This window comes from Coleofasciculus sp. G2-EDA-02, from assembly GCF_040226375.1.
GTDB lineage: Bacteria > Cyanobacteriota > Cyanobacteriia > Cyanobacteriales > Coleofasciculaceae > Coleofasciculus.
Genome location: NZ_JAVKEW010000136.1, coordinates 53,176 through 73,684, shown reverse-complemented (window position 1 = coordinate 73,684; position 20,509 = coordinate 53,176). Strand labels below are relative to the sequence as shown.

17 protein-coding genes and 1 tRNA gene are annotated in these 20,509 nt (G+C 44.3%); 11 read left to right on the top strand and 7 right to left on the bottom strand.

What is annotated here, in order from left to right:
- Positions 1 to 176 precede the first annotated feature (176 nt).
- The 3 genes from RLO19_RS15685 to RLO19_RS15675 all read left to right on the top strand — a co-directional run bounded on the left by RLO19_RS15685 (position 177) and on the right by RLO19_RS15675 (position 1,167).
- On the top strand, positions 177 to 593 hold the full coding sequence (locus RLO19_RS15685; RefSeq protein WP_446357806.1) for a hypothetical protein: 417 nt from the start codon (positions 177 to 179) through the stop codon (positions 591 to 593).
- A gap of 44 nt (positions 594 to 637) precedes the next feature.
- The gene (locus RLO19_RS15680; protein ID WP_446357804.1) at positions 638 to 1,009 is read left to right on the top strand and encodes a DUF1818 family protein; all 372 of its coding nucleotides are present in this window, start codon (positions 638 to 640) and stop codon (positions 1,007 to 1,009) included.
- An 84-nt stretch (positions 1,010 to 1,093) separates the two neighbouring features.
- Positions 1,094 to 1,167 (top strand) — tRNA-Pro (locus tag RLO19_RS15675).
- A gap of 135 nt (positions 1,168 to 1,302) precedes the next feature.
- Here the strand turns inward: RLO19_RS15675 and RLO19_RS15670 are convergent.
- On the bottom strand, positions 1,303 to 1,482 hold the full coding sequence (locus RLO19_RS15670) for a transposase (RefSeq protein ID WP_446357880.1): 180 nt from the start codon (positions 1,480 to 1,482) through the stop codon (positions 1,303 to 1,305).
- 5 nt (positions 1,483 to 1,487) lie between these two features.
- Between RLO19_RS15670 and RLO19_RS15665 the strand changes: the two genes are divergently transcribed.
- From RLO19_RS15665 to RLO19_RS15650, 4 genes are all read left to right on the top strand, one after another.
- Positions 1,488 to 2,675, top strand: a complete 1,188-nt coding sequence (locus RLO19_RS15665; protein ID WP_446357803.1) for an RNA-guided endonuclease InsQ/TnpB family protein — start codon at positions 1,488 to 1,490, stop codon at positions 2,673 to 2,675.
- Positions 2,676 to 2,809: 134 nt separating this feature from the next.
- Positions 2,810 to 3,022, top strand: coding sequence for a protein IsiD (isiD, locus tag RLO19_RS15660; RefSeq protein ID WP_446335130.1), 213 nt, complete (start codon positions 2,810 to 2,812; stop codon positions 3,020 to 3,022).
- Positions 3,019 to 4,221, top strand: a complete 1,203-nt coding sequence (coaBC, locus tag RLO19_RS15655) for a bifunctional phosphopantothenoylcysteine decarboxylase/phosphopantothenate--cysteine ligase CoaBC (protein WP_446357801.1) — start codon at positions 3,019 to 3,021, stop codon at positions 4,219 to 4,221. The genes isiD and coaBC overlap by 4 nt, the downstream gene beginning before the upstream one ends.
- A gap of 56 nt (positions 4,222 to 4,277) precedes the next feature.
- Positions 4,278 to 5,756 carry an FAD-binding protein gene (locus tag RLO19_RS15650; RefSeq protein WP_446357799.1) on the top strand — a complete coding sequence of 493 codons (1,479 nt, stop codon included), beginning with the start codon at positions 4,278 to 4,280 and terminating at the stop codon, positions 5,754 to 5,756.
- A gap of 36 nt (positions 5,757 to 5,792) precedes the next feature.
- On the opposite strand, the gene RLO19_RS15645 is transcribed toward RLO19_RS15650, so the two are convergent.
- The 5 genes from RLO19_RS15645 to RLO19_RS15625 all read right to left on the bottom strand — a co-directional run bounded on the left by RLO19_RS15645 (position 5,793) and on the right by RLO19_RS15625 (position 14,104).
- A complete protein-coding gene (locus RLO19_RS15645; protein ID WP_446357797.1) occupies positions 5,793 to 6,560 on the bottom strand; it encodes a response regulator in 768 nt (255 codons plus the stop codon).
- Between the two features lie 10 nt (positions 6,561 to 6,570).
- Positions 6,571 to 7,017, bottom strand: a complete 447-nt coding sequence (locus tag RLO19_RS15640) for a response regulator (protein WP_446357795.1) — start codon at positions 7,015 to 7,017, stop codon at positions 6,571 to 6,573.
- The gene (locus RLO19_RS15635) at positions 7,001 to 12,883 is read right to left on the bottom strand and encodes an AAA family ATPase (RefSeq protein ID WP_446357793.1); all 5,883 of its coding nucleotides are present in this window, start codon (positions 12,881 to 12,883) and stop codon (positions 7,001 to 7,003) included. Before RLO19_RS15635 ends, RLO19_RS15640 begins: the two co-directional genes overlap by 17 nt.
- Before the next feature lie 210 nt (positions 12,884 to 13,093).
- Positions 13,094 to 13,690 carry a gamma-glutamylcyclotransferase gene (locus tag RLO19_RS15630; protein WP_446357791.1) on the bottom strand — a complete coding sequence of 199 codons (597 nt, stop codon included), beginning with the start codon at positions 13,688 to 13,690 and terminating at the stop codon, positions 13,094 to 13,096.
- Positions 13,691 to 13,792: 102 nt separating this feature from the next.
- Entirely contained in the window at positions 13,793 to 14,104 is a 312-nt protein-coding gene (locus RLO19_RS15625) for a hypothetical protein (RefSeq protein WP_446357789.1), read from the bottom strand.
- On the opposite strand from RLO19_RS15625, the gene RLO19_RS15620 reads away from it, so the two are divergent.
- From RLO19_RS15620 to RLO19_RS15605, 4 genes are all read left to right on the top strand, one after another.
- Positions 14,082 to 14,597 carry an LptA/OstA family protein gene (locus tag RLO19_RS15620; protein ID WP_446357788.1) on the top strand — a complete coding sequence of 172 codons (516 nt, stop codon included), beginning with the start codon at positions 14,082 to 14,084 and terminating at the stop codon, positions 14,595 to 14,597. The genes RLO19_RS15625 and RLO19_RS15620 overlap by 23 nt on opposite strands.
- Before the next feature lie 222 nt (positions 14,598 to 14,819).
- Positions 14,820 to 15,548: an LPS export ABC transporter ATP-binding protein gene (gene lptB / locus RLO19_RS15615; protein WP_446335122.1), complete on the top strand. Its 729-nt coding sequence runs from the start codon at positions 14,820 to 14,822 to the stop codon at positions 15,546 to 15,548.
- Positions 15,549 to 15,591: 43 nt separating this feature from the next.
- Positions 15,592 to 16,758 carry an LptF/LptG family permease gene (locus RLO19_RS15610; protein WP_446357785.1) on the top strand — a complete coding sequence of 389 codons (1,167 nt, stop codon included), beginning with the start codon at positions 15,592 to 15,594 and terminating at the stop codon, positions 16,756 to 16,758.
- A gap of 237 nt (positions 16,759 to 16,995) precedes the next feature.
- Positions 16,996 to 18,069, top strand: a complete 1,074-nt coding sequence (locus tag RLO19_RS15605) for a hypothetical protein (protein ID WP_446357782.1) — start codon at positions 16,996 to 16,998, stop codon at positions 18,067 to 18,069.
- 566 nt (positions 18,070 to 18,635) lie between these two features.
- On the opposite strand, the gene RLO19_RS15600 is transcribed toward RLO19_RS15605, so the two are convergent.
- Positions 18,636 to 20,057, bottom strand: coding sequence for an NADP-dependent isocitrate dehydrogenase (locus RLO19_RS15600; protein ID WP_446357780.1), 1,422 nt, complete (start codon positions 20,055 to 20,057; stop codon positions 18,636 to 18,638).
- Positions 20,058 to 20,509: the final 452 nt, after the last annotated feature.

Below are 20,509 nucleotides of genomic sequence, written 5' to 3'. Positions count from 1 at the left end.
AAAATCCAGGTCTGGAGAGTTCCAATCATTCTTTGATAGTGAATCATTCGCCTAAATTATCCCCGGAATCGGACAAACTAAGCACAGAGACATTAGATTCAGGTGTCTCGCCTGAACCATCCAAATCATCAATGACATCGGCTTTAGGTATCCCATCCGAAAAGCCAAAATTATCAATGACTGAAAAATTTGGGTTAAATAATCAGTTATCAATTGTTGATCCGTGTCGTCGGAATGGTTTAATTATCTATAAACGTTATCACGCCGAGTTTGCTGGACCTGGTGCCGCCGTCGGTGGAATATTTGATCATGATTGTCGGCTAGTGATACCTGTGGGGGATATGAGGTTGCTCACTCCAGAATCAGCCGATGAGCGAAAACGTGCTTGTTTAATTCGCCGCCAGTGGGCGCAACTAACGATACAGATAACCAATCATCCCACATCAGCCAAACGTGCCCAGAAGATTCTGAGTCAGTTTGAGGGCTTTTTTGATGCCGAAACAATTGCCAAAATACCTGACGAAGCCTTTGCCCTGTTGGTGGGTGTATTTCCTTATACAATTCAGATGATTCGAGATTCGCCAAGGAACTAATGATGCTCCCGATAAGGATATTACGTTTTGTGAATATTTGACCAATGACCACGGAACGAATTGTCAAAAGTGGATCAGGTTGGCGTCTAGGTTGGAATCCTCAGGCAACTCACTACCAGGGATTAGTGGGTACCGATGAGTGGGCAATTGAGCTGACTCAGGCGGAGTTAGACGATTTTTGTCGATTGTTAGCACAGCTTGCTCAAGCTATTGAAGACATCGCTGATGAGTTAGTCGATGAGGAGAAAATCACCTGTGAAGCCGAAAGTGATTGGCTCTGGATGGAAGTGGAGGGTTATCCTTGTGCCTATACGCTACGCTTTATTTTGAACCAGGAACGTCGTTGTGAGGGAAGTTGGCAAGCCGCAGCTGTTCCGGGTTTACTGCAAGCGGCTCAGTCTCTAATAGTATTTTGAGAGGTTCTAGACGTGGCTATAAATGGGAAAAATATCTAAAGTTGTTAAAATGATAGATCTTATGATAATCTAGGAAAGGTTTCGCGGGGCGTAGCGCAGCTTGGTAGCGCACCACTTTGGGGTAGTGGGGGTCGTGGGTTCAAATCCCGCCGCTCCGATCGCAAAAGTTGACCCTAGAGATGTTGTAAAATTTGCCGGTAAAACCCCATCCCAAAAGTGGGTGGGGATGAGAGGCAAGGCATGCGACGGGGTTCAATACCCCTGAGCCTTCCAACAATCTATCGGGATGACAGTTAGCCTCTGTGCTTTTGCGTTTCGATGTACTTCCTAACGGCTTCTTCTGAAACCTGTCCAACACTGCCATAGTAAGTGCCATCTAACCACATCCGAGAACCCCAAAACTTACGATGCTTCAAGTCACGAAACGCGCAAAACATCTGAACGGCAGAGATCGACTTAATCGTTTTAGCAATCTCAAATGAAGCGAACTGTTTCTATCCCCGTCAACTTACCCCATGAGAGGTTTTTGCCCCTCATGGGGTTTTGTGCTGAGATTTTCAATCAGCACGTTGACTGGGCATTAAAGGAACGGACGTGGAATAAAAACAAGGCTCACAAAGCTTTGTACGCCGACCTCAGACTGCAATATCCCGATGTGCCATCAGCACTGTTGCAAACGATTCGGGATAACGCAATGGAGGCAGTTAAGGCGACTAAGTTCAAGCGGCATCCCAAAAAGAAGCCGACATCAGGATTGAGATATGACAAACGCACCATGACACTGAGGGGGCATCAGTTAACCCTTTCATGTATTGGCAAGCGGGTAAAGCTCATTCTGAATGTACCGGAACACTTCAAAGAGATATTTGAGACCTGGGAGTTCTGCGCGGCTACCCTAACCTATTCAAAGCACAGCAAACAGTTTTGGGTGAGGTTGGTGTTTGAGACTCAAACACCGCAAACAGTAACTCAGGGTAAAGTCTTGGGGATTGACCGAGGGTTGTATCACATGGTTGTGACATCCGATGGTAAATTCTTCTCAAGTAGCCAGGTTCGTGCAACACAGCGACGGTACTTACACAACCGGAAAACGTTGCAGCAAAAAGGCACTCGCTCTGCTAAACGTCGCCTCAAAGCGATGAGCGGACGTGAGAAGCGGTTCATGGGCGATGTGAATCACTGTGTCACGAAAAAACTGGCAAGCCTTCCAGATGTAGCTGTTTTCGTATTAGAAGACTTGTCTGGAATCGGCAAAAATAGGCGCCCAAAGAAGATGAACAAATGGCTTGGTAGTTGGTCGTTCTACCAGCAAGATTTGTTTCTGGCGTACCATCCAGAGGCGCTAGGGAAGCGTGTAGCGTTCGGAGAGCCGAGATACACATCCCAGAAGTGCAATGTCTGTAAGCACATCAGGAAAACAAATCGCACGAAGTCTCGTTTTCACTGCCGTAACTGTGGCAATCGTGATCATTGTGATTGGAATGCCGCGAAGAATCACAGGGACGACTACATTCTTTCCACTACCCAAATAGGGACGGTGGAACAGGCAGCGGTCAATCTGCCGGATGCTTCAGGGCTTAGCTTAGGCTCTAGAGGCAAGCCGCATCCCCTTGTGGGTGCGGTCGTTGACTTCTCTAGGGTTAATTCTTGGGTTTGGGATTCATGATTCAATCCGAAAAACCTTACAAAGCCTTCACAAAAAAAATCCCCAGTTCTGTTGTTGAATGGCGATAATAGAAACGCGGCAGTAATAGTGCTCTCCGCATTGTACATTAATCCGATTCAAGAGAGGCGTGAGCAATGGCAACGTTAACCATGTCCCAGCGTGATTTGTCGGCTTTCACGGAACAGGATGTTACTGAATTAGCTGGACGTTTAGAACGAGACGATTACGACAATGCGTTTGCGGGACTAGATGACTGGCATTTGCTGCGGGCGCTAGCCTTCCAACGTCCAGAGTTAGCAGAACCCTACCTCTACTTGCTAGACCTAGAAGCCTATGATGAAGCGTGAATGAGTCTAGGCGAGTATTGATAGGTATAGGCGGTGGTATCGCCGCCTATAAAGTTTGTCAGGTCATTTCTATTCTGTTTCAGGCTCAGGTGCAAGTTCGGGTTATTCTCACCCAAGCGGCTGAAGAGTTTATCACACCCCTGACAATCTCCACCCTATCGCGCCATCAGGCTTATACCGATCGCGTATTTTGGCAGCCAATTCACGATCGCCCAGTTCATATCGAGTTGGGCGAATGGGCTGATTTATTCGTGATCGCCCCGCTTACCGCTAACACCTTGGGCAAGTTAGCTCACGGTTTAGCCGATAATTTATTAACCAATACCGTTCTCGCCTCTCATTGTCCCATACTCCTTGCCCCAGCAATGAATACGGATATGTGGGAACAGCAGGCGGTACAGCGGAATTGGCAGGAAGTTTTGAGCGATTCTAGGTATCATACCGTAGGACCCGGTGCTGGACGATTGGCGTGCGATCGCGTCGGTGCAGGACGATTGGCAGAACCTAGAGAGATTCTTACTTCCATTCATTCGTTGTTATACACAGGCGGTAAGCGGGATTTAGTCGGGAAAAAGGTTTTAATTAGTACCGGTGGCACCAGAGAACATTTAGACCCCGTGCGCTTCATTGGTAACCCCTCTACGGGTAAAATGGGACTGGCATTGGCACAAGCCGCCAAGGATCGCGGCGCGATCATTACCTTAGTCCATGCGCCCCTAACTGAACCTATTCCCCCGGATATTCAGGCAGTTTCAGTCGTCAGTGCTGCCGAAATGCGTCAGGCAATATTAGCGTATTTCCCAGAAGCCGATCTAGTAATCATGGCAGCCGCCGTAGCTGATGTCAAACCTGCCGATTATGCATCCGAGAAATTACCCAAAGCCCAGCTTCCGACTGCCTTAAATTTAGAACCTGTACCCGATATTTTGGCAGAACTCGGACGGCGTAAACAAACCCATCAACAGTTAATTGGCTTCGCAGCACAAACAGGCGATATTGTCAAGCCTGCTTTAGAAAAATTAAACGCCAAGAATTTAGACGCGATCGCGGCTAATCCCATTGATCTGCCTAATGTAGGATTCGCCAGCGACACGAATCAAGCTATTTTCATTGATAAACAAGGACGTCAAAAGTCGGTTCAACCGTGCCACAAACTTGAGCTAGCCCACGCCTTATTTGATTTTATGGCTCATTGCTAATTGATCATTTGTCATTAATCCTGTCTGCCTTTACCCGTTATAAACGCTAATTAAGTATGAACCCGGGAAACATCAAGCGTCGAACTCTACTCGTAGGAACGGCTGCATACATTGGAATTATCGCCTTTGACCCGTTGAGGAAAGTATGGATTACCGACGCAAAAGCCCAGTCAAATCATTCTATTGCCATTCCTAATTTAGAGGGTCAACTTTTACTCGATCCTGAGTCTTTAGCGGCTGTAGCTGATGACTTTGGGCATATCATTCAAAAAACTCCTATTGCCGTATTAAAACCACGTTCCCAAGAGGATATCGCTAAAATAATCCGTTACGCCAATCGAATGGGTATCAACGTTACCATGCGAGGACAAGGTCATACGACCTATGGTCAAGCTCAAGTCAAGGCTGGTGTAGTTATTGATTCCCAAACCTTGAACAAAATTCATCACATTACTTCAAAAAAAGTCGTTGTTGATGCCGGAGTCTTATTACTCGATCTTTTGAAAGCGACTTTAGCTCAAGGGTTAACTCTTAAGGTATTTACGGATTATTTGGGACTATCTGTAGGAGGGCTTTTGCAAGTCGGCGGGATTGGAGGACACACCCAACATTTTGGTTTTTTTGCCGATAATGTATTAGAAGTACAGGCGATTCTAGGAAAAGGGTTGCCGACTGTATGTTCCTCAACAAAACAGCCTCGTCTCTTTAACTCACTACTTGGAGGTTTGGGACAGTTTGGCATTATCACACAAGCCACTTTACCTCTGATTCCAGCCCCTAGCCATGCTAGAGTTTATCAACTCTCGTATACAAGCCTGAACCAGTATCTCACCGACCAAAATCGAGCTGTGAAAGAGGGTCAGTTCAACTATCTTGAGGGGCAAGTAGTTCCCAATCCATCAGGTACGGGATGGACGTATCTACTTGAGGCGGCTAGTTACTACACACCCCCTCAAGTTCCCAGTGATTCAGCCTTACTCAAAAACTTAAATCCTGACAGTGGCACAACAATTAGTGAATTCAGCTATTTCGATTGGCAAAATCGCCTAGCACCCGTTGTAGCGCAATTACAAGCAAGTGGTGTTTGGGAGTTTCCCCATCCTTGGATTGATCTTTTCATTCCCAATAACCAGGTGAAATCTTACATTAATGCCGTACTGCAAAACCTAACGCCCACAGATGTAAATGGTCCAATTTTGTTATATCCATTCCTCCGGAGTAAGTTAACCCGTCCTTTTATCAAAACTCCCAAAGACGATATCATTTATCTTTTTAGTGTTCTGCGGACGGCTCCACCCGATCCAACTGTGGTGAATGCTATGGTAACCGCAAACCGAGCTTTATTTGAACAAGCACGAAACCAAGGAGGTAAAAGCTACCGAATTAGTGCATTTCCATTTACAAAAGAGGACTGGGTGCAACATTTTGACGAAAGTTGGCAGGCGTTTCAACAGCAGAAAGCATCCCTTGATCCTCAAAATATCCTCACTCCTGGTCAGGGAATCTTCGAGAACACCAACAAAGTAGAGACGTAGCATGCTACGTCTCTACAGATGTTAGAAAGACGAGTGTCAATCATTAATGTATCGCCCTTCGGCAATGATTAAAACAACCCTTCCTTCCTCATCTTTTAACGGTTTAAGCGAAACATCCATGCGAACCATCACGCTTTCCCGCTTCCGAAACTGGATGTCCTGGCGAACCAAATCACCGTCAGCCGCCTTTTTTATCGCCGTTTTCAACCACTGTTGTAGAGATTTACAGTGATTCCAACAATCCAGTTGCCACAGGGGTAAACCTAGCAAATTATCTAATTTATAGCCACTCGAATTTAATGCCGTTTGATTAATATCCACGATCAATCCTTCTGGTGTCAGCAACATCATGGATTGAAAGGTTTGATTAAAAATTCCCCGGAAACGTCGTTCACTGTCCTGGAGTTTTTTGAGAATTTGTCCCCGTTCAATCCCATAGCGAATTGTTTTCACTAATAGGGGAATCGTAATATCATCCTTGAGCAAATAATCTTGCGCTCCATGCGCCATTGCCCCTAGAGCTAATTCTTCGTCGTTATTTCCCGTTAACACAACAATGGGAAGATGGGGAATCGCCTCTCGGAATTCAGTAACGGTGTCTAAGCCATCAGCATCAGGAAGATTCAGGTCTAACAAAACCACATCAATGGGAAGATTAGTACAACTCTCAATTGCATCAGCCAGTCGTTCAACATGATACAGTTGCCATTCGTTCGGATTTAAGCGTGAAAATCGGTGACGCTGCAAGCGAGCATCACTGGGACTATCCTCCACTAATAGGACATGAATTTGTTGTTTGTCCATAGGACTGGTATCACTCCGAGGGCAATTGAACCGCCGCTAACCAAAATTCTTCCAATAACTGAACCATTCGCATAAACTGTTGAATATCGATAGGTTTGGTAATATAGCAGTTAGCATTAAGCTCATAAGACTTGAGTATATCCTCTTCATCCTCTGAGGTGGTGAGAACAATCACTGGAATCCGTTTGAGCGTGGGATCTGATTTGACCGAGGTTAATACTTCTTGACCATCCATTCCTGGTAAATTGAGATCCAACACAATCAAATCCGGGCGGGGAGTGTTCTCATAATCCCCTTGCTGGAGTAAGTATTCTAGGGCGGTTTCCCCATCTTCCACCCAATGCAGGGTGTTGGCAATTTTAGCTTGCTTAAAGCTAATCCGGATGAGATTTGCGTCACTGGGGGAATCTTCAACGAGTAGAATTTGAATGGGTCTAAATCTATAACGGCTGCTCATTAGAGGATATCAAACAGGGAAGGGTAAAGAAAAAGGTGCTACCAACTCCAGGCTGAGATTCCACCCAAATCCGTCCACCGTGGCGTTCGACAATTTTCTTACAAACGGCTAAACCAATACCCGTACCCGAAAACTCGCGGCGGGTATGGAGGCGTTTGAAGATGACAAAGATACGGTCGAGGTATTTGGGTTTAATCCCAATTCCATTATCCTTTACCTGAAACAGCCATGCATTCTCTATCAATTGTGCCTCAATGTGGACGTGGGGAGGGCACTCGCGGCAGAATTTGATCGCATTTCCGATTAAATTTTGAAACAGTTGGATCAGTTGAGTCGGATCAGCCTGAACCGTGGGGAGAGAATCGTAGGTAATCGTTGCTTGGCATTCTGCGATCGCGACCTGCAAATTTTCAGTTACCTGACGTAGTATAGCATTACAGTCTGTGGGTTTCCCCTCTGGTGGACGAGTCCCTAGGCGAGAATACATCAGCAAGGCTTGAATCAACTGGCGCATTCGGGTGGCGCCATCAATAATAAACGCCATATAGTCTTGGGCGGATTCATCGAGTTGATCTAAGTAGTCTTGTTGTAATAGTTGTGTGTAACTTGCCACAGCGCGTAACGGTTCTTGCAAATCGTGAGAAGCGATATAGGCAAATTGTTCCAATTCTTGATTAGAACGTTGCAATTCCTGAGTCAGTTCTTTGAGTTTTACTTCCGCATCGCGACGTTCAGCAATTTCCGCCTGTAAGACGGAATTCATGGCAATTAAGGCTTTGGTTCGTTCCTCAACTTGCCGTTCTAATTCTTCTCGCACATTTTGTAAGACATGTTCCGCTTGTTTTTGTAGGGTTATATCTTGAGACATCACCATCCCAGCAAAAATTTCACCCCGCTCATTTTTAACCGGAAGAGTATACAATTGATGCGTGCGATCGGCAAACGTCATTTCAGATACCTTTGTTTCTCCGGCTAAGGCTGACTGATACAGCGGTTCGATTATTTTACAAACATCGGGGGATAAGACGTCTGTAATAGTTTTTCCTTTTAACTGTTCAGGTTCAAAGCCGACTGCCCTTAACCCCTCCCCTTCTGCTAACAAAAAGCGTAAATTTTGATCAAATAATAAAACCGTGCCATTGGGAAAATTTCGCGTCAGCGTTCGATAAAGTCCCTCACTTTTGCGTAAAGCTATTTCCGTGCATTCCCGTTCCGCAATTTCCGACTGTAATGAACGATTGAGTTCCGCTTGCTTTTGCCACAGACGAGCATTTTTAATCGAAATGGCAGCTTGGGCTGATATTAAATGTAATAGTTCAACTCGTTCTGGCGTAAATGCACCAGTCGCTAAATTATTTTCTAGATAAAAGAGTCCGATCAATTGTCCTTGATTCAGCAGTGGCGCACAAACTAGAGATTTCGGTTGATTGTGCTGAATGTAGGCATCGGTAATAAATTTATCCTCAGAGGTGGCATCATTTAACACTAACAGTTCTTGAGTCCGGTTGACATAATGAATAATCGCGGTGGGAATATCTTGGCTAGTTTCCAGGGGAATCGATTGTAAGACAGTAATATTATCTAAATTCCCTCTATAGGTTGCTTCAATCAGTAACTGTTCCTCCCGATCCAATATTAAAACACCTTGGGTAGCGCCAGCATTTTCTATTAAAATCTTCATTAAGCTACTGAGCAATTTATCCAGCGCCATCTCACTGGAAAGCGCTTGGAATGTTTTCACAATAGTGCTAACATCTAACACCGCTGCCAGATAATTCCCAGAAACTGAGTCCATAGGTGAATGAGTGAGCGTGTCTTTGATTTTAACCGAGGCTAATGCTTCAGTAAGCAAGTGAGGATAGGTTTTATCCAACTCTTCAACCTTTCGCTGGGCACCCCAATTTTGATACCCATGGCGGGCTTTTTGCATATAAAGTTTAGCGAAGTCTACTTTGCCTTTGCTCAACCAAAACTTAGCGGCTAGTTCATTTCCTAAGGCTTCATGGTGAGTAAACCCATTGGTTTTAGCTAAAGCAATAGCCCGATCATAAAGATCCATCGCTTTGTCTGTTTGACCAGAAATCTGTGCCATTTCTGCATCAATCAATACATATTTATGCAAAAAGTTTTCTGGGCAATTCTCTGCCCAGTGTCTCATCTGATTTTGATTGACAATCAATGTTTGCCAATAGTCAGTTTGCTGACTATCCGTAGCCTTGGTATAGAGTGCTGTTAGGATCAGTGATGTATAAAAATTATATTCAGCTTGAGTTAATAAGCCGAGAATAAACGGCAGATACTTTTCTGCTTTTTTAATAGAAGTAAGCGCAGCTTCGGGTGTATTGTATAAATAAAGAACCCAAGCCTTAATACTGTAAAATGTACAAATACCACTAAAGGTATGATGGGTATGACAGGTGTCTAAATAATGTGCCTCACTAATCTCATCCGTATCAAATACCCATTTATCTTCAGTTTTTCCGGATAAGTTAAAGACAGGTAGTTGACAGGCTAAAATCATATCCGTTACCCATTTGTTTTGACTTTTGCGGCTAAAGCGCAAAATTTTATGGGTTTTAATGAGTACATTTGTTAAGTTTGAACCCTGATTGAATGCATTATACAACTGATTGTTTAAGGTATAGCCAACATATTGAAAATCCCCAGCTTCCATTCCCGCTTCATAAGCGTCACGATTAATGAATTCTGCACATTGAATCGGCTTGATCCAGGCGTTTAAAAATGTCGCCATAAAATGATGAGTTCGACCTATATAAACGGGATTATTATAGGTTTTACTTAATTGGCAAGCCAGTAAGCCAAAGGCATACCCCCCTTGATAATCTCCCCAAAGCGAACCTAGTAATAATCCATAATTAGAATAACCTTTAGAGGATTCTGGAGCATTGCCATATTGGAGGGATAAATTAACAAGTTTTACTGTAACCCAAGCATAAATATCTTGATCCAAGAAATAAGTGGGAGGATCTAGACTCAACAGTAGCTTTACCGCCGCTTTTTTTACGACGTCGGTCATATCTGGTAAATCAATTAAACTAGCGATTTCGCGATCGCCTAAATAGAATTTTAAGTCAGCGACTTCTTTATCTAAGGCTCTTTTCCAGTTGGCGCTTGGAAAATCAATTCCAAGTTGTTTTAGGGCTTGGCTTCCCACTCTAATCGCTTCCTCATAGTTAGCTAACATGGTATACTGAACAATGAGTAGGTTATAAAGTTCAGCCTGTTCAACAGTTGAAGAAGCTTTAATTAAGGTTTGATTGATTAAATGATGTGACTGTTCAAAGTTGCCATTAAGATATTCAATTTCAGCCAACTCTTTGTGAATTTTAAATGTTAATATGTATTGGTCATTCCAGCTCGTTTTGGTTAAAGTCAGTAGACTTAAGTTGAGATAATCTCTAGCAGCTATATACGCTGTTGCTAATTTAGCTTTTTTGGCAGCCGCTAAATTCAACCGGGTTAATTCAAGCCTTTCTTGATCATCGGTGATAGCGTGACATTTCCAATTGAGATGATCGACAATATCAAAAATTCGCTCATACTTTTGAGACGGGGAAAGATTAGCAAGCAACAGCCGACCAATTTTCCAATGGACGGCTTCTTTCGTCACTTTATCCATTAAAGCATCGACCGCCTGTTGGACGCGATCGTGGGAGAATTTATAATACTGAATTAAATTAAAATTTGTTTCTGAATTCTTTGACTTGGGTTCAATTAATCCTAAATGAAGTGCTGGAATTAAATCGCCAAAAGTTTCATCGGGTGTTTTTTCATAAATTATGGCAACTAAATCAAGTGGAAAATAATTTCCCATACAAGCGGCTAAACCTAAAACCTGCTGAGTAGTTTCAGGAAGTTTTTTTAACTTTTCAATCATCAAGTTGACTACATTATCTGTAATCGCTGTTTCTTCAATCTGGTCAATATCCCAAGTCCACTGACCGGATTTTCCGCAGGGAGAAGGACTAAATAAAATTAGATTTTCCTGGGCAAGGGTTTTGATGAATTCTTTAATGAAAAAAGGATTTCCGGCGGTTTTACGCAATACCAATTCAGCTAAAGGGGTAACATCTTGCTCATCCTGGTGTAATGTTTCCGCAATTAAACTGATAACTTGTTCTCGGTTAAGGGGGTTTAAGATAATCTGGTTAATACTAATGCCAACACTACAAATTGTATCCAAACTGATCATTAAAGGATGACTCGGATTAACTTCATTGTCTCGATAAGCACCAATAAGTAATAGATGGTGGATTTGGTCATCGGTTAGAATGGATTCTAGCAACTTGAGGGTAGCCGCGTCAGCCCATTGTAAATCATCTAAAAAAATGACTAGAGGATGTTCAGGTTGGCAAAAAACCCCCATAAAGGCTTGAAATACTAAATGAAACCGATTTTGGGATTCAGCCAATCCTAATTCAGGGACTTCAGGCTGAGTCCCAATAATCAGTTCGACTTGCGGAATTACCTCGATGATAATTTTTCCATTGCGACCCAAGGATTCTAATATTTTCTCTCGCCATTGTCTGAGTTTTGCTTCACTTTCAGTTAAAATTTGTCGAATTAATTTGGAAAAAGCATTAACCAGAGCTGAGTAAGGAATATTACATTGAAATTGGTCAAATTTTCCGGAAATAAAATAACTTCCATGCTGGATAATAGCCCGACGTACTTGATGAACTAGGGATGATTTGCCAACGCCAGCATAGCCAGTGAGGAGTATTATTTCAAGTTGTCTATTTGGGTGATTCGTTAATACCTGCTTCTTGGGGAAACAGGCTAGGCGAAAAAAAGCAGCGAGGAGTGTTTTAATCTCACGTTCTCGACCATAAAGTTTTTGGGAAATTGGCAACGATTTTCCATGATCATGACATCCAAGGGGGAATTCTTGAATTGTTCCAGTTGTTTTTAACTGTTCTCGACAATGCTCTAAATCAGCCTTGAGTCCTGTAGCACTCTGGTATCGCATTTGTGGCATTTTTTCCAGGAGTTTCATGACAATATTGGAAATAGCTTTAGGACAAAGAGATTGGCGATTGAGAAAGTTTTGAGTTTTGAGTTTTAAGTTAGTTTTTTCGGCTTCCCCGGCTCCCCAGATCGTCTGATCCTCTGCTCCCTTGTCCTCCCCATCTACTACCTTTGACTGCAACGTTACATGAGGAGGGAGGGGTTGTTGAGCTAGATGGCAATAAATCAACTCCATGGGTTCATCTTTATCGAAAGGGAGATGATGGGTTAATAGTTCATAAAGAGTGACACCTAAGGAATAAAAATCTGTGCGGTAATCGAGAGGACAATCCATCCGTCCAGTTTGCTCTGGTGATAAATAGGCTAAAGTCCCCTCTAAACTCGGCGATTGTTTTGGCGGATAATTTTCTCTGGATAAGCGAATAGCAATACCAAAATCAATAATTTTGATTTGTCCAGTCGCCGGATTAAAAATAATATTCGATGGGTTAATATCTTTATGAATCGTATTAGCGGCGTGGATTTCACCTAAGCCATCTGTAATCTTAATCGCGATGTCCAGAATATCGGACAGAGACAATTCTATTTTATTGAGTAATAATTTTAATGATTCTCCGCCAATATCTTCAAACACGATAACCCAGGTATTCTGATAAGCGAGTAAATCGTATGAGTGAATAACGCCCTCTAATCGCCAGTGATGAGTAATTTCGTATTCACTTTTGTAGCGGTTCAGTTCTTCAGACGTGGGGTAGTCGGATTTGAGGACTTTCAGAATAACAGGTTGAGTATCGAGCTGTCGGATTCCCCGATAAACTAGAGAATTAGAGCTTTCATAGATTTTGGCGAGAATCTGGTAACCTGGAAGGACGATCACAGTGGGATTTGCCTAGTAGTAATGCGATGTTACAGACGTAGTCGGGTACGCCTATTTAAAAACGGTAACATCTTGAGGCGAAACTGTCTCTTTTTGGAGGGATTACCAGGAAAAGTTAATTTAAACTTAAACCCGCTTAATTGGGTCAAGTTATAACTTTTGACACTGGGGCAGGTTTTGTGGGTAAGTTATAGGTGAGGAATTGCCTGACTAAGCAGAACGTAAGGATTGGGTTTGCCAGTGACGCTGTTGAAGCTGGTGCATGTGGTTAAAAAGTTGCCAGCAATAAGCTTCGCTGAGCCCACAAGTAATAGCTCCGCGAAGCACAACATTAAAATACCAATCGTTCGGTGCTAATTCTTCCATTAATTTTTCCACAACTACATAAGTCCGGACATCGGGATAGACTCGCCCTTGACAGGAAACTTCTACGGTTTCTCGCCGATAGCCACCATGGGGTACTTCTTCCCGGTGATCTAGAGGATCACTAAATCGCTCAGGTAGGCGGTATAAGACTCCTTCAACCGTTGCGTTAACATCGGGTACGATATCGAGTACACCACAGTTACGCCGTACTGATTTGCGGTTAAATCCCAGTCGATATCCTTGGAGAACGGCTGAACCAAGGACGAAAGCATGAGTACTTTCACCTAGCGATCGCTTTAAATCAACAGGACACATACAGGAGCCATAGGCAAAGTAGTAAAAGGTTGGCTCTGGCTGAGGAAACTGCAGCACATTAGCTACGGGCAAAGACGGATCAAGAGACTGTGACGGTGAATCTTGACGATGAGGCTGAGTTGTCATCGCTGGCTAAAGACTAAGATAATAAACGGCAAAGGCTTAAGCTGTATATTGTCAACTAAGTCAGGAGAACGAATTGTAGCCGATTTTTCATATTAGTGTAGCTCAATCCGGAATCAACCCAGTTGGTATAATCACAAAGGCGATCGCATGAACTGAGGCGATATGATGAACGTGGGTAGTACAAAACACTGGTAGCTGCATCAAGCTACAACGCTTTGAGCTAGAGAGTTGAAACTTTGACGAGTGCTGACTCGTCATCAGAGTTGACCAATCGCCTCCGTAACCAGGATGGTGTCTTCGAGTCAGGAGAACCTCTAGGCTTTCCAGGAATATTTGGCGTAAACTATCCACAGCAAGATGGCGAACTTTGGTATTATTAACTCCTAAACCCATGAAGTCCTGCTTATTTAACATAGCTAACCTGAAGCGGCGTCTAGGCATAGCGCTGATACTGCCAATTAGCCTTATGGGAGCGATGGCGCTTCCTACTCCCCTCAAAGATGCCCAAGCCCAAACTGGCGATGGACGTGCCATCACGGTTCGGGCAGATGTTCAAGAAGCCAATTCCCAAACTGGTGTTGTCACCGCACGGGGTAATGTACAGATTGATTATCCCGCTCGCCAAATTCAGGCAACGGCGGCTCAAGCTCAATATTTTAGTCGAGAACGCCGCATTGTGCTCACGGGAAATGTTTATGTCTTGCAGCAAGGCAATAGTCTGCGCGGTGAAACCATTACCTATTTAATTGATGAAGGGCGCTTTGTTGCCCTACCGAAAACCCAACAACAGGTTGAATCAATCTATCTTGTGTCTGATCCAGAAGCCCCAACCCAATCGGTTTCACCACCTGTAACTCCTCCCTTTAATCCAAAACCTGTGTTCAAAACTCCAGTAAGTGAGCCATAATTGTTATTTGTAATTTGTTATTCGTTAGCGCCAAAACCCTTGAGATACCGTAGGGTTGGCATTGCCCACCAGCATACCAGTCAGTACCCTTCAACTGAACACTAATCGGGGCGGGTTTAGTTCCATCTGGGTCATTAGAAAGGATAGTAGTCAAACCCGCCCCTACAGAGGTACCATGCTACGTCTGTACATATCAAAACTCCCCAAATGAGGTGGCTATTCTTGAAAATTGTTTTAGAGAATATTCATAAATCCTATAACAAGAAGTCTATCGTTAACCGTGTCAATCTGTCTGTGGCACAAGGGGAAGTTGTGGGGCTGCTAGGACCCAATGGTGCCGGAAAAACGACCACCTTTTACATTGCCATCGGTATAGAAAAACCCAATCAAGGGACAGTATGGTTAGATGATAATGACATCACCAAGCAGCCGATGCACCAGAGGGCGCGTTTTGGTATTGGCTATTTGGCACAAGAACCCAGTATCTTTCGTAATCTGACGGTTCGAGATAATATTCGACTGGTGCTAGAGCAGACGGGTGTACCGCGTCAAGAATGGCGCTGGCGGTTGCGAACGTTGATCGAAGAGTTTGGTTTAGAAAAAGCGGCGAATACCATAGGTAGACGTGTCTCCGGTGGTGAACGCCGTCGCACAGAATTGGCAAGAGCGTTAGCTTCAGGCGTAGAAGGACCCAAGTTTTTATTCTTAGATGAACCCTTTGCGGGGGTTGATCCGATTGCTGTGTCTGAGATTCAGAAAATTATTGCCCGATTGCGCGATCGCCAAATTGGAGTTTTAATTACAGATCATAATGTTCGCGAAACCCTAGCCATCACCGATCGCGCCTATATCATGCGAGATGGACAAATTCTGGCATCGGGTAGTGCTGAAGAACTTTACAACAATCCCTTAGTGCGGCAATATTACTTGGGCGATGAGTTTCAACAATAATCCTCAGACGCGCTTTTGAAGCGTCTGGCACACTTCTGGAGTCATGACTGTCCGTAAATCTCTCCCTCTTTTCTCATTCATTCCTGGCTTATCGGTGATGGATCGTTATATTATCGCCGAACTTATTCCCCCATTTTTATTTGGTATGGGAATGTTTTCATCGGTGGGGGTAACCATTGGTAGCTTATTTGACTTGATGCGGAAAGCAGTAGATGAAGGGCTACCGGCTACGTTGGTGCTGAAAGTGCTGCTGTTGAGTTTACCTCAGTTCATGGCGTATGCTTTTCCCACATCTGTCCTTTTAGCCACTTTATTGACCTACAGCCGTCTCTCTAGTGACAGTGAATTGATTGCTTTGCGAAGCTGTGGGGTGAGTATTTATCGCCTAGTGCTACCCGCAATATTACTGAGTTTTATTATTACTGGTGTTACCTTTGGATTTAATGAATACGTAGTCCCCGCGTCTAACTATCAAGCTACCCTCACCTTAGAACGGGCATTAGGGGAAGAAAAACCCGCCTTCAAGGAGCGCAACATCTTCTATCGAGAATATGGAGAGGTTGAACAGGCTGATGGTAGCAAGGACAATCTACTTAAGCGCTTATTCTACGCTCAAAAGTTTGATGGTGAGCGGATGAAGGGTTTAACGATTCTTGATTGGTCTCAGCAAGGTCTTAACCAAATTGTTACTGCTGATTCAGCTATTTGGAATATAGCTCAAAGCACTTGGGATTTCTATAACGGTACTATTTATTTAGTAGCACCGGATGCCTCTTACCGTAACATCGTGCGGTTTGAACACCAACAACTACAATTGCCTCGCATTCCCTTGGATTTGGCAAGAAAAGACCGCGATTACGATGAAATGAACATCACTCAAGCCAGAGAACGTCTAGAGTTAGAGCGCCAGAGTGGGGATGAGGATGACATTCGCAAGCTCAAAATCCGCATCAATCAAAAATTTGCCTTACCATTTGCTTGCGTTGTTTTTGGCTTAGTTGGAGGATCATTAGGCAATCGACCCCAGCGTACCAGTAAAGCCACAGGCTTTGGTATCAGCGTGTTAGTGATTTTCGCCTATTATATGCTGATGGCGATCGGAGATGCTCTGGGATTGAGTAACTACCTCCCCCCCTTAATCTCTGCGTGGTTGCCTAATCTGATGGGGTTTGCTGTTGGGGGATTTTTGTTAATTCGAGCCGCCCGATAGTAGGGGTTTGGTCACCAAACCCCTCAACCGAACAGCATTGTGGTATAACGTATCCTAACAGATGAATCGAAAAGTCTATCACATTAGATATAATTAGTGGGTTGCACTACAGAGTCAACCGTTGACGCGCATAAAAAATCAATCCTTTAAAATATTTCTGTAACAAAAGTTACATTATCTCCTTTATTCTGACTCGGTTAGTTCAATTTTTGTCAAATCCTACTTCAGGCTTTCGCTATGTCATCTCCCAATCAAGTGCCTGCGTATCTGCGCTATTTAAAAGCCCGACTCCAACCCTTAAGGCAACCCAAATTTTGGCTATCAGTCATGGGTTTTGGTTTAATCGTGCTGTTTGTCTGGGAATATTGGAAAAATCCCAATTGGTTGAGTTTCTTAGAAGAAGACCCAATCCGCGAGCAATTTGAGAATTCAACAGATGAGACCACGCTTTCGGCTGAAGAACTTGCCGCCAACATGGCAGATATCGACAGTTCGGCAGTCCTCATCGAGGAATTTGACCAACAGAGCGCTCTGGCTGTAGCTAGTCTACCGAACCCGAAGTCGGGTGACAAAAAAAATTCTTTGATTGCATCGACACCAGAAAAGCCATCAACCTCGGCTCCCTCAATCCTAAACAGCGTTGCTGAGCCAAAACCCAGCTCCAGCAATCCCTTTGCCAAAGCCTCACAAGAGTTCCTCATGGGGGATATTTTGTCGGGTAAGGGACTCTTTCCCAACCCGAATATGTTGAGTTCTGAGTCTTCCTCCTCAAACTCAGACACGACTTCTGCGAATGCTTTCCAAGAATTGACTGAGGTGCCAGCAAATGAGGCGTCTCAAACGAGCAATAAAAATTCTAATCAACTAACTCAACGTTCTGATACGAGTCCCAGTCAAACCGTGCCAACCTCTGGAACAAGTGGACAAAACAGGACTCCATTACCCACTGTGCCAAGGACGACAACCAACAGAGGGATAATACAGCCTAGCTATCCTCCTGCTTCTGTACCGACTATCTCTGGCTACAATGGTGCCGGACAGCCCACCTATCCCACAGGGATGACACCGAATGGAACAGTTTATAACGGTGCTGGACAGCCCATGTATCCCTCAGTTCCTGCCCCCCCAGTCCCAGCAACGGGTGTCACCAACTATCCTGTGATGCCAACAGCACCTGCCAACTCCGCTAATGTTGGACAATATCCGACTCAACCCAATACTGTTCCCAGTGTCGGAAATAATCCGACACCCATTACACCGGGGTTGCAGCCGAGTCAGCTCAACCGCTCACAATTAAATGCTCCCCGTTAGGGAGAGAAGGTTATTGGTTTATCCGTTAATTTTGTTCCATTACCCGCCCCTACGTTAGATTGTTTGCCGCGATATTAGATGGATGGATAGATTAACCGGAAACCAGATAATAAAACCTACCCTGTTTTCCAGCGCGATCTCACCTTCTAAATGTACATCCCAAACATGTAGGGGCGGGTTTAGGAATTAAATTAGGAGACCGATCTGAAATTGGACAACGAAACCCGCCCTGCCTCCAATCTCAAGACTACGATGGTGATAATAGGGCACGGCATTGCCGTGCCCCTACCACAATTAGATAATTGGGGCTTGCTGCACAACTCCCAAACCCTTAGCTATCAAGGCTTTGATTGGCATTGATATTTGCTCAAGTTCAAGAAATCCGGGTTAAACCCTTTTATACCCTTGCACCGCTATCAGGGAAAATGTACTATGGCTCCCCCTGCTAAGAGACGCTTCAAAAGCGCGTCTCTACATTGCTCCCCCTGCTCCCTCCACCAGACTTATTCAGCAGACCCTAATTGATTGGGTAGGGGCACGATAGTATCGTGCCCTGCCTTCTCGAGCTAGAAGTGTTTAATAATTGCGTCCGCAAATTCAGAACACTTCAACGGTGACTCCACCCGTGGCGTCATCATTCGGGCTAAATCATAGGTCACTTCCCGGTTAGAAATAGCACCGCCAATTCCTCGTGTAATTAAATCAGCCGCTTCTTGCCACCCCATATATTCCAACATCATCACAGCAGATAAAATGAGTGAACCGGGGTTAATTCGGTCTAAACCTGCATGCTTGGGTGCTGTGCCGTGGGTGGCTTCAAAAACTGCACAGGTGTCACCAATATTGGCACCAGGTCCCATGCCTAAACCCCCCACCAGGGCAGCCGCTGCGTCGGATAGATAATCCCCATTCAGGTTCATCGTCGCCAGAATCGAGTATTCATCTGGGCGAGTCTGGATTTGTTGGAAAATACTGTCCGCAATCCGGTCATTGACCATGACTTTTTCTTTCCACTGACCATTCCCGTGGGTGTCCCAGATGGCATTGAGAACACCTTCGACTTCTGCCATCGCTTCAGCCCGTTTTTCTGGTGTCAAGGCATCATAACCGGGTTCAATCTTACGGGCATTTTCTTCGAGGCTGATATCCGGGTTATGTTCTTTATTGCTCAGAATCCAAGATTCTCGTTCGGTAACGCATTGCGCCCGAAATTCTGTGGTAGCCAGTTCATACCCCCAGTCGCGAAACGCACCTTCGGTGTATTTCATAATATTACCCTTATGCACCAAGGTAACCATTTGCTTGGCTTTGGGTAAGGTTAAGGCGCGTTCAATGGCGCGACGAATCAGACGTTGAGAACCGGTTTTACTGATGGGTTTAATGCCAATGCCTGAGTCAAGGCGAATCTGCTTTGTACCATGTTCTGGCGTGGCTGGAATCAGATCATTATTGAGAATAGATATCAGTTTGTCGGCAATTTCGCTGCCCTGGCGCCACTCAATTCCCAGGTAGATATCTTCTGTGTTCTCCCGGTAGATAATCAAATCCAGTTTATCGGGTTGTTTGTGGGGCGATGGTGTCCCTGGATAATATTTGCAGGGACGCACGCAGGCATAGAGGTCATTAATTTGGCGTAAAGCGACGTTGAGAGAACGAATACCCCCCCCAATTGGTGTGGTTAATGGTCCTTTGATGGCAACGCCGTATTCTTTAATCGCGGTTAGGGTGTCTTCCGGTAAATACTGATACGTGCCGTACTTGTCGCAGGCTTCATCACCCGCATAAATTTTAAACCAGGTAATTTTCCGCTTTCCACCATAAGCGGTTTCTACGGCTGCGTCAATGACCTTTTGGGTAGCGGGCCAGATATCGACACCTGTGCCGTCTCCCCGAATGAAGGGAATAATCGGATCATCAGGAACGATGGGTTTGCCATTGTCGAAGGTAATGCGAGAACCCGTATCTGGAGGTGCGATTTTTTCGTACATAAAACTCCTTGGCTAAGGTTGAGATCAACATCACGATTAATTGATGCTCCGAAAAAGTTACCAGATCTCCCTGCTGCTGGGAACTTTATTAAGTTTTTTTGCAGATCACTGCCAAATGAGGAATAAAAAGGCAACAAATTGGTAACAAATATAACGGACTTTTAGTGAGTTACCCATTACCTCTTACCCGTTACAAAGACCATAACTTCTGTCGCTCACCAACTTACAAACTTATGGAGGAAGGAGGAATTCACGAACAAAAAGTATCCAATACTACCAAACATAGGCTAAAATTTCTCTTTTGCTCCCAAATGTACCATGCTATTGAGATCTTGCAGAACTGCTAATAAACTCCAAGTGACCTTGAGGTGGGCAAGAGCAACGGACGATAATATAAGCATTTCCTTTCGTGATAACTCTTGCCCACCCTAGACAAAAGTGGCTAATTGAGA

Coding starts and splice junctions, on each gene's coding strand:
- RLO19_RS15685 (WP_446357806.1), top strand. CDS start 177: ATGACTGAAAAATTTGGGTTAAATAATCAGTTATCAATTGTTGATCCG.
- RLO19_RS15680 (WP_446357804.1), top strand. CDS start 638: ATGACCACGGAACGAATTGTCAAAAGTGGATCAGGTTGGCGTCTAGGT.
- RLO19_RS15665 (WP_446357803.1), top strand. CDS start 1,488: ATGAAGCGAACTGTTTCTATCCCCGTCAACTTACCCCATGAGAGGTTT.
- isiD (WP_446335130.1), top strand. CDS start 2,810: ATGGCAACGTTAACCATGTCCCAGCGTGATTTGTCGGCTTTCACGGAA.
- RLO19_RS15650 (WP_446357799.1), top strand. CDS start 4,278: ATGAACCCGGGAAACATCAAGCGTCGAACTCTACTCGTAGGAACGGCT.
- RLO19_RS15645 (WP_446357797.1), bottom strand. CDS start 6,560: ATGGACAAACAACAAATTCATGTCCTATTAGTGGAGGATAGTCCCAGT.
- RLO19_RS15640 (WP_446357795.1), bottom strand. CDS start 7,017: ATGAGCAGCCGTTATAGATTTAGACCCATTCAAATTCTACTCGTTGAA.
- RLO19_RS15630 (WP_446357791.1), bottom strand. CDS start 13,690: ATGACAACTCAGCCTCATCGTCAAGATTCACCGTCACAGTCTCTTGAT.
- RLO19_RS15620 (WP_446357788.1), top strand. CDS start 14,082: ATGAAGTCCTGCTTATTTAACATAGCTAACCTGAAGCGGCGTCTAGGC.
- RLO19_RS15625 (WP_446357789.1), bottom strand. CDS start 14,104: ATGTTAAATAAGCAGGACTTCATGGGTTTAGGAGTTAATAATACCAAA.
- RLO19_RS15610 (WP_446357785.1), top strand. CDS start 15,592: ATGACTGTCCGTAAATCTCTCCCTCTTTTCTCATTCATTCCTGGCTTA.
- RLO19_RS15605 (WP_446357782.1), top strand. CDS start 16,996: ATGTCATCTCCCAATCAAGTGCCTGCGTATCTGCGCTATTTAAAAGCC.
- RLO19_RS15600 (WP_446357780.1), bottom strand. CDS start 20,057: ATGTACGAAAAAATCGCACCTCCAGATACGGGTTCTCGCATTACCTTC.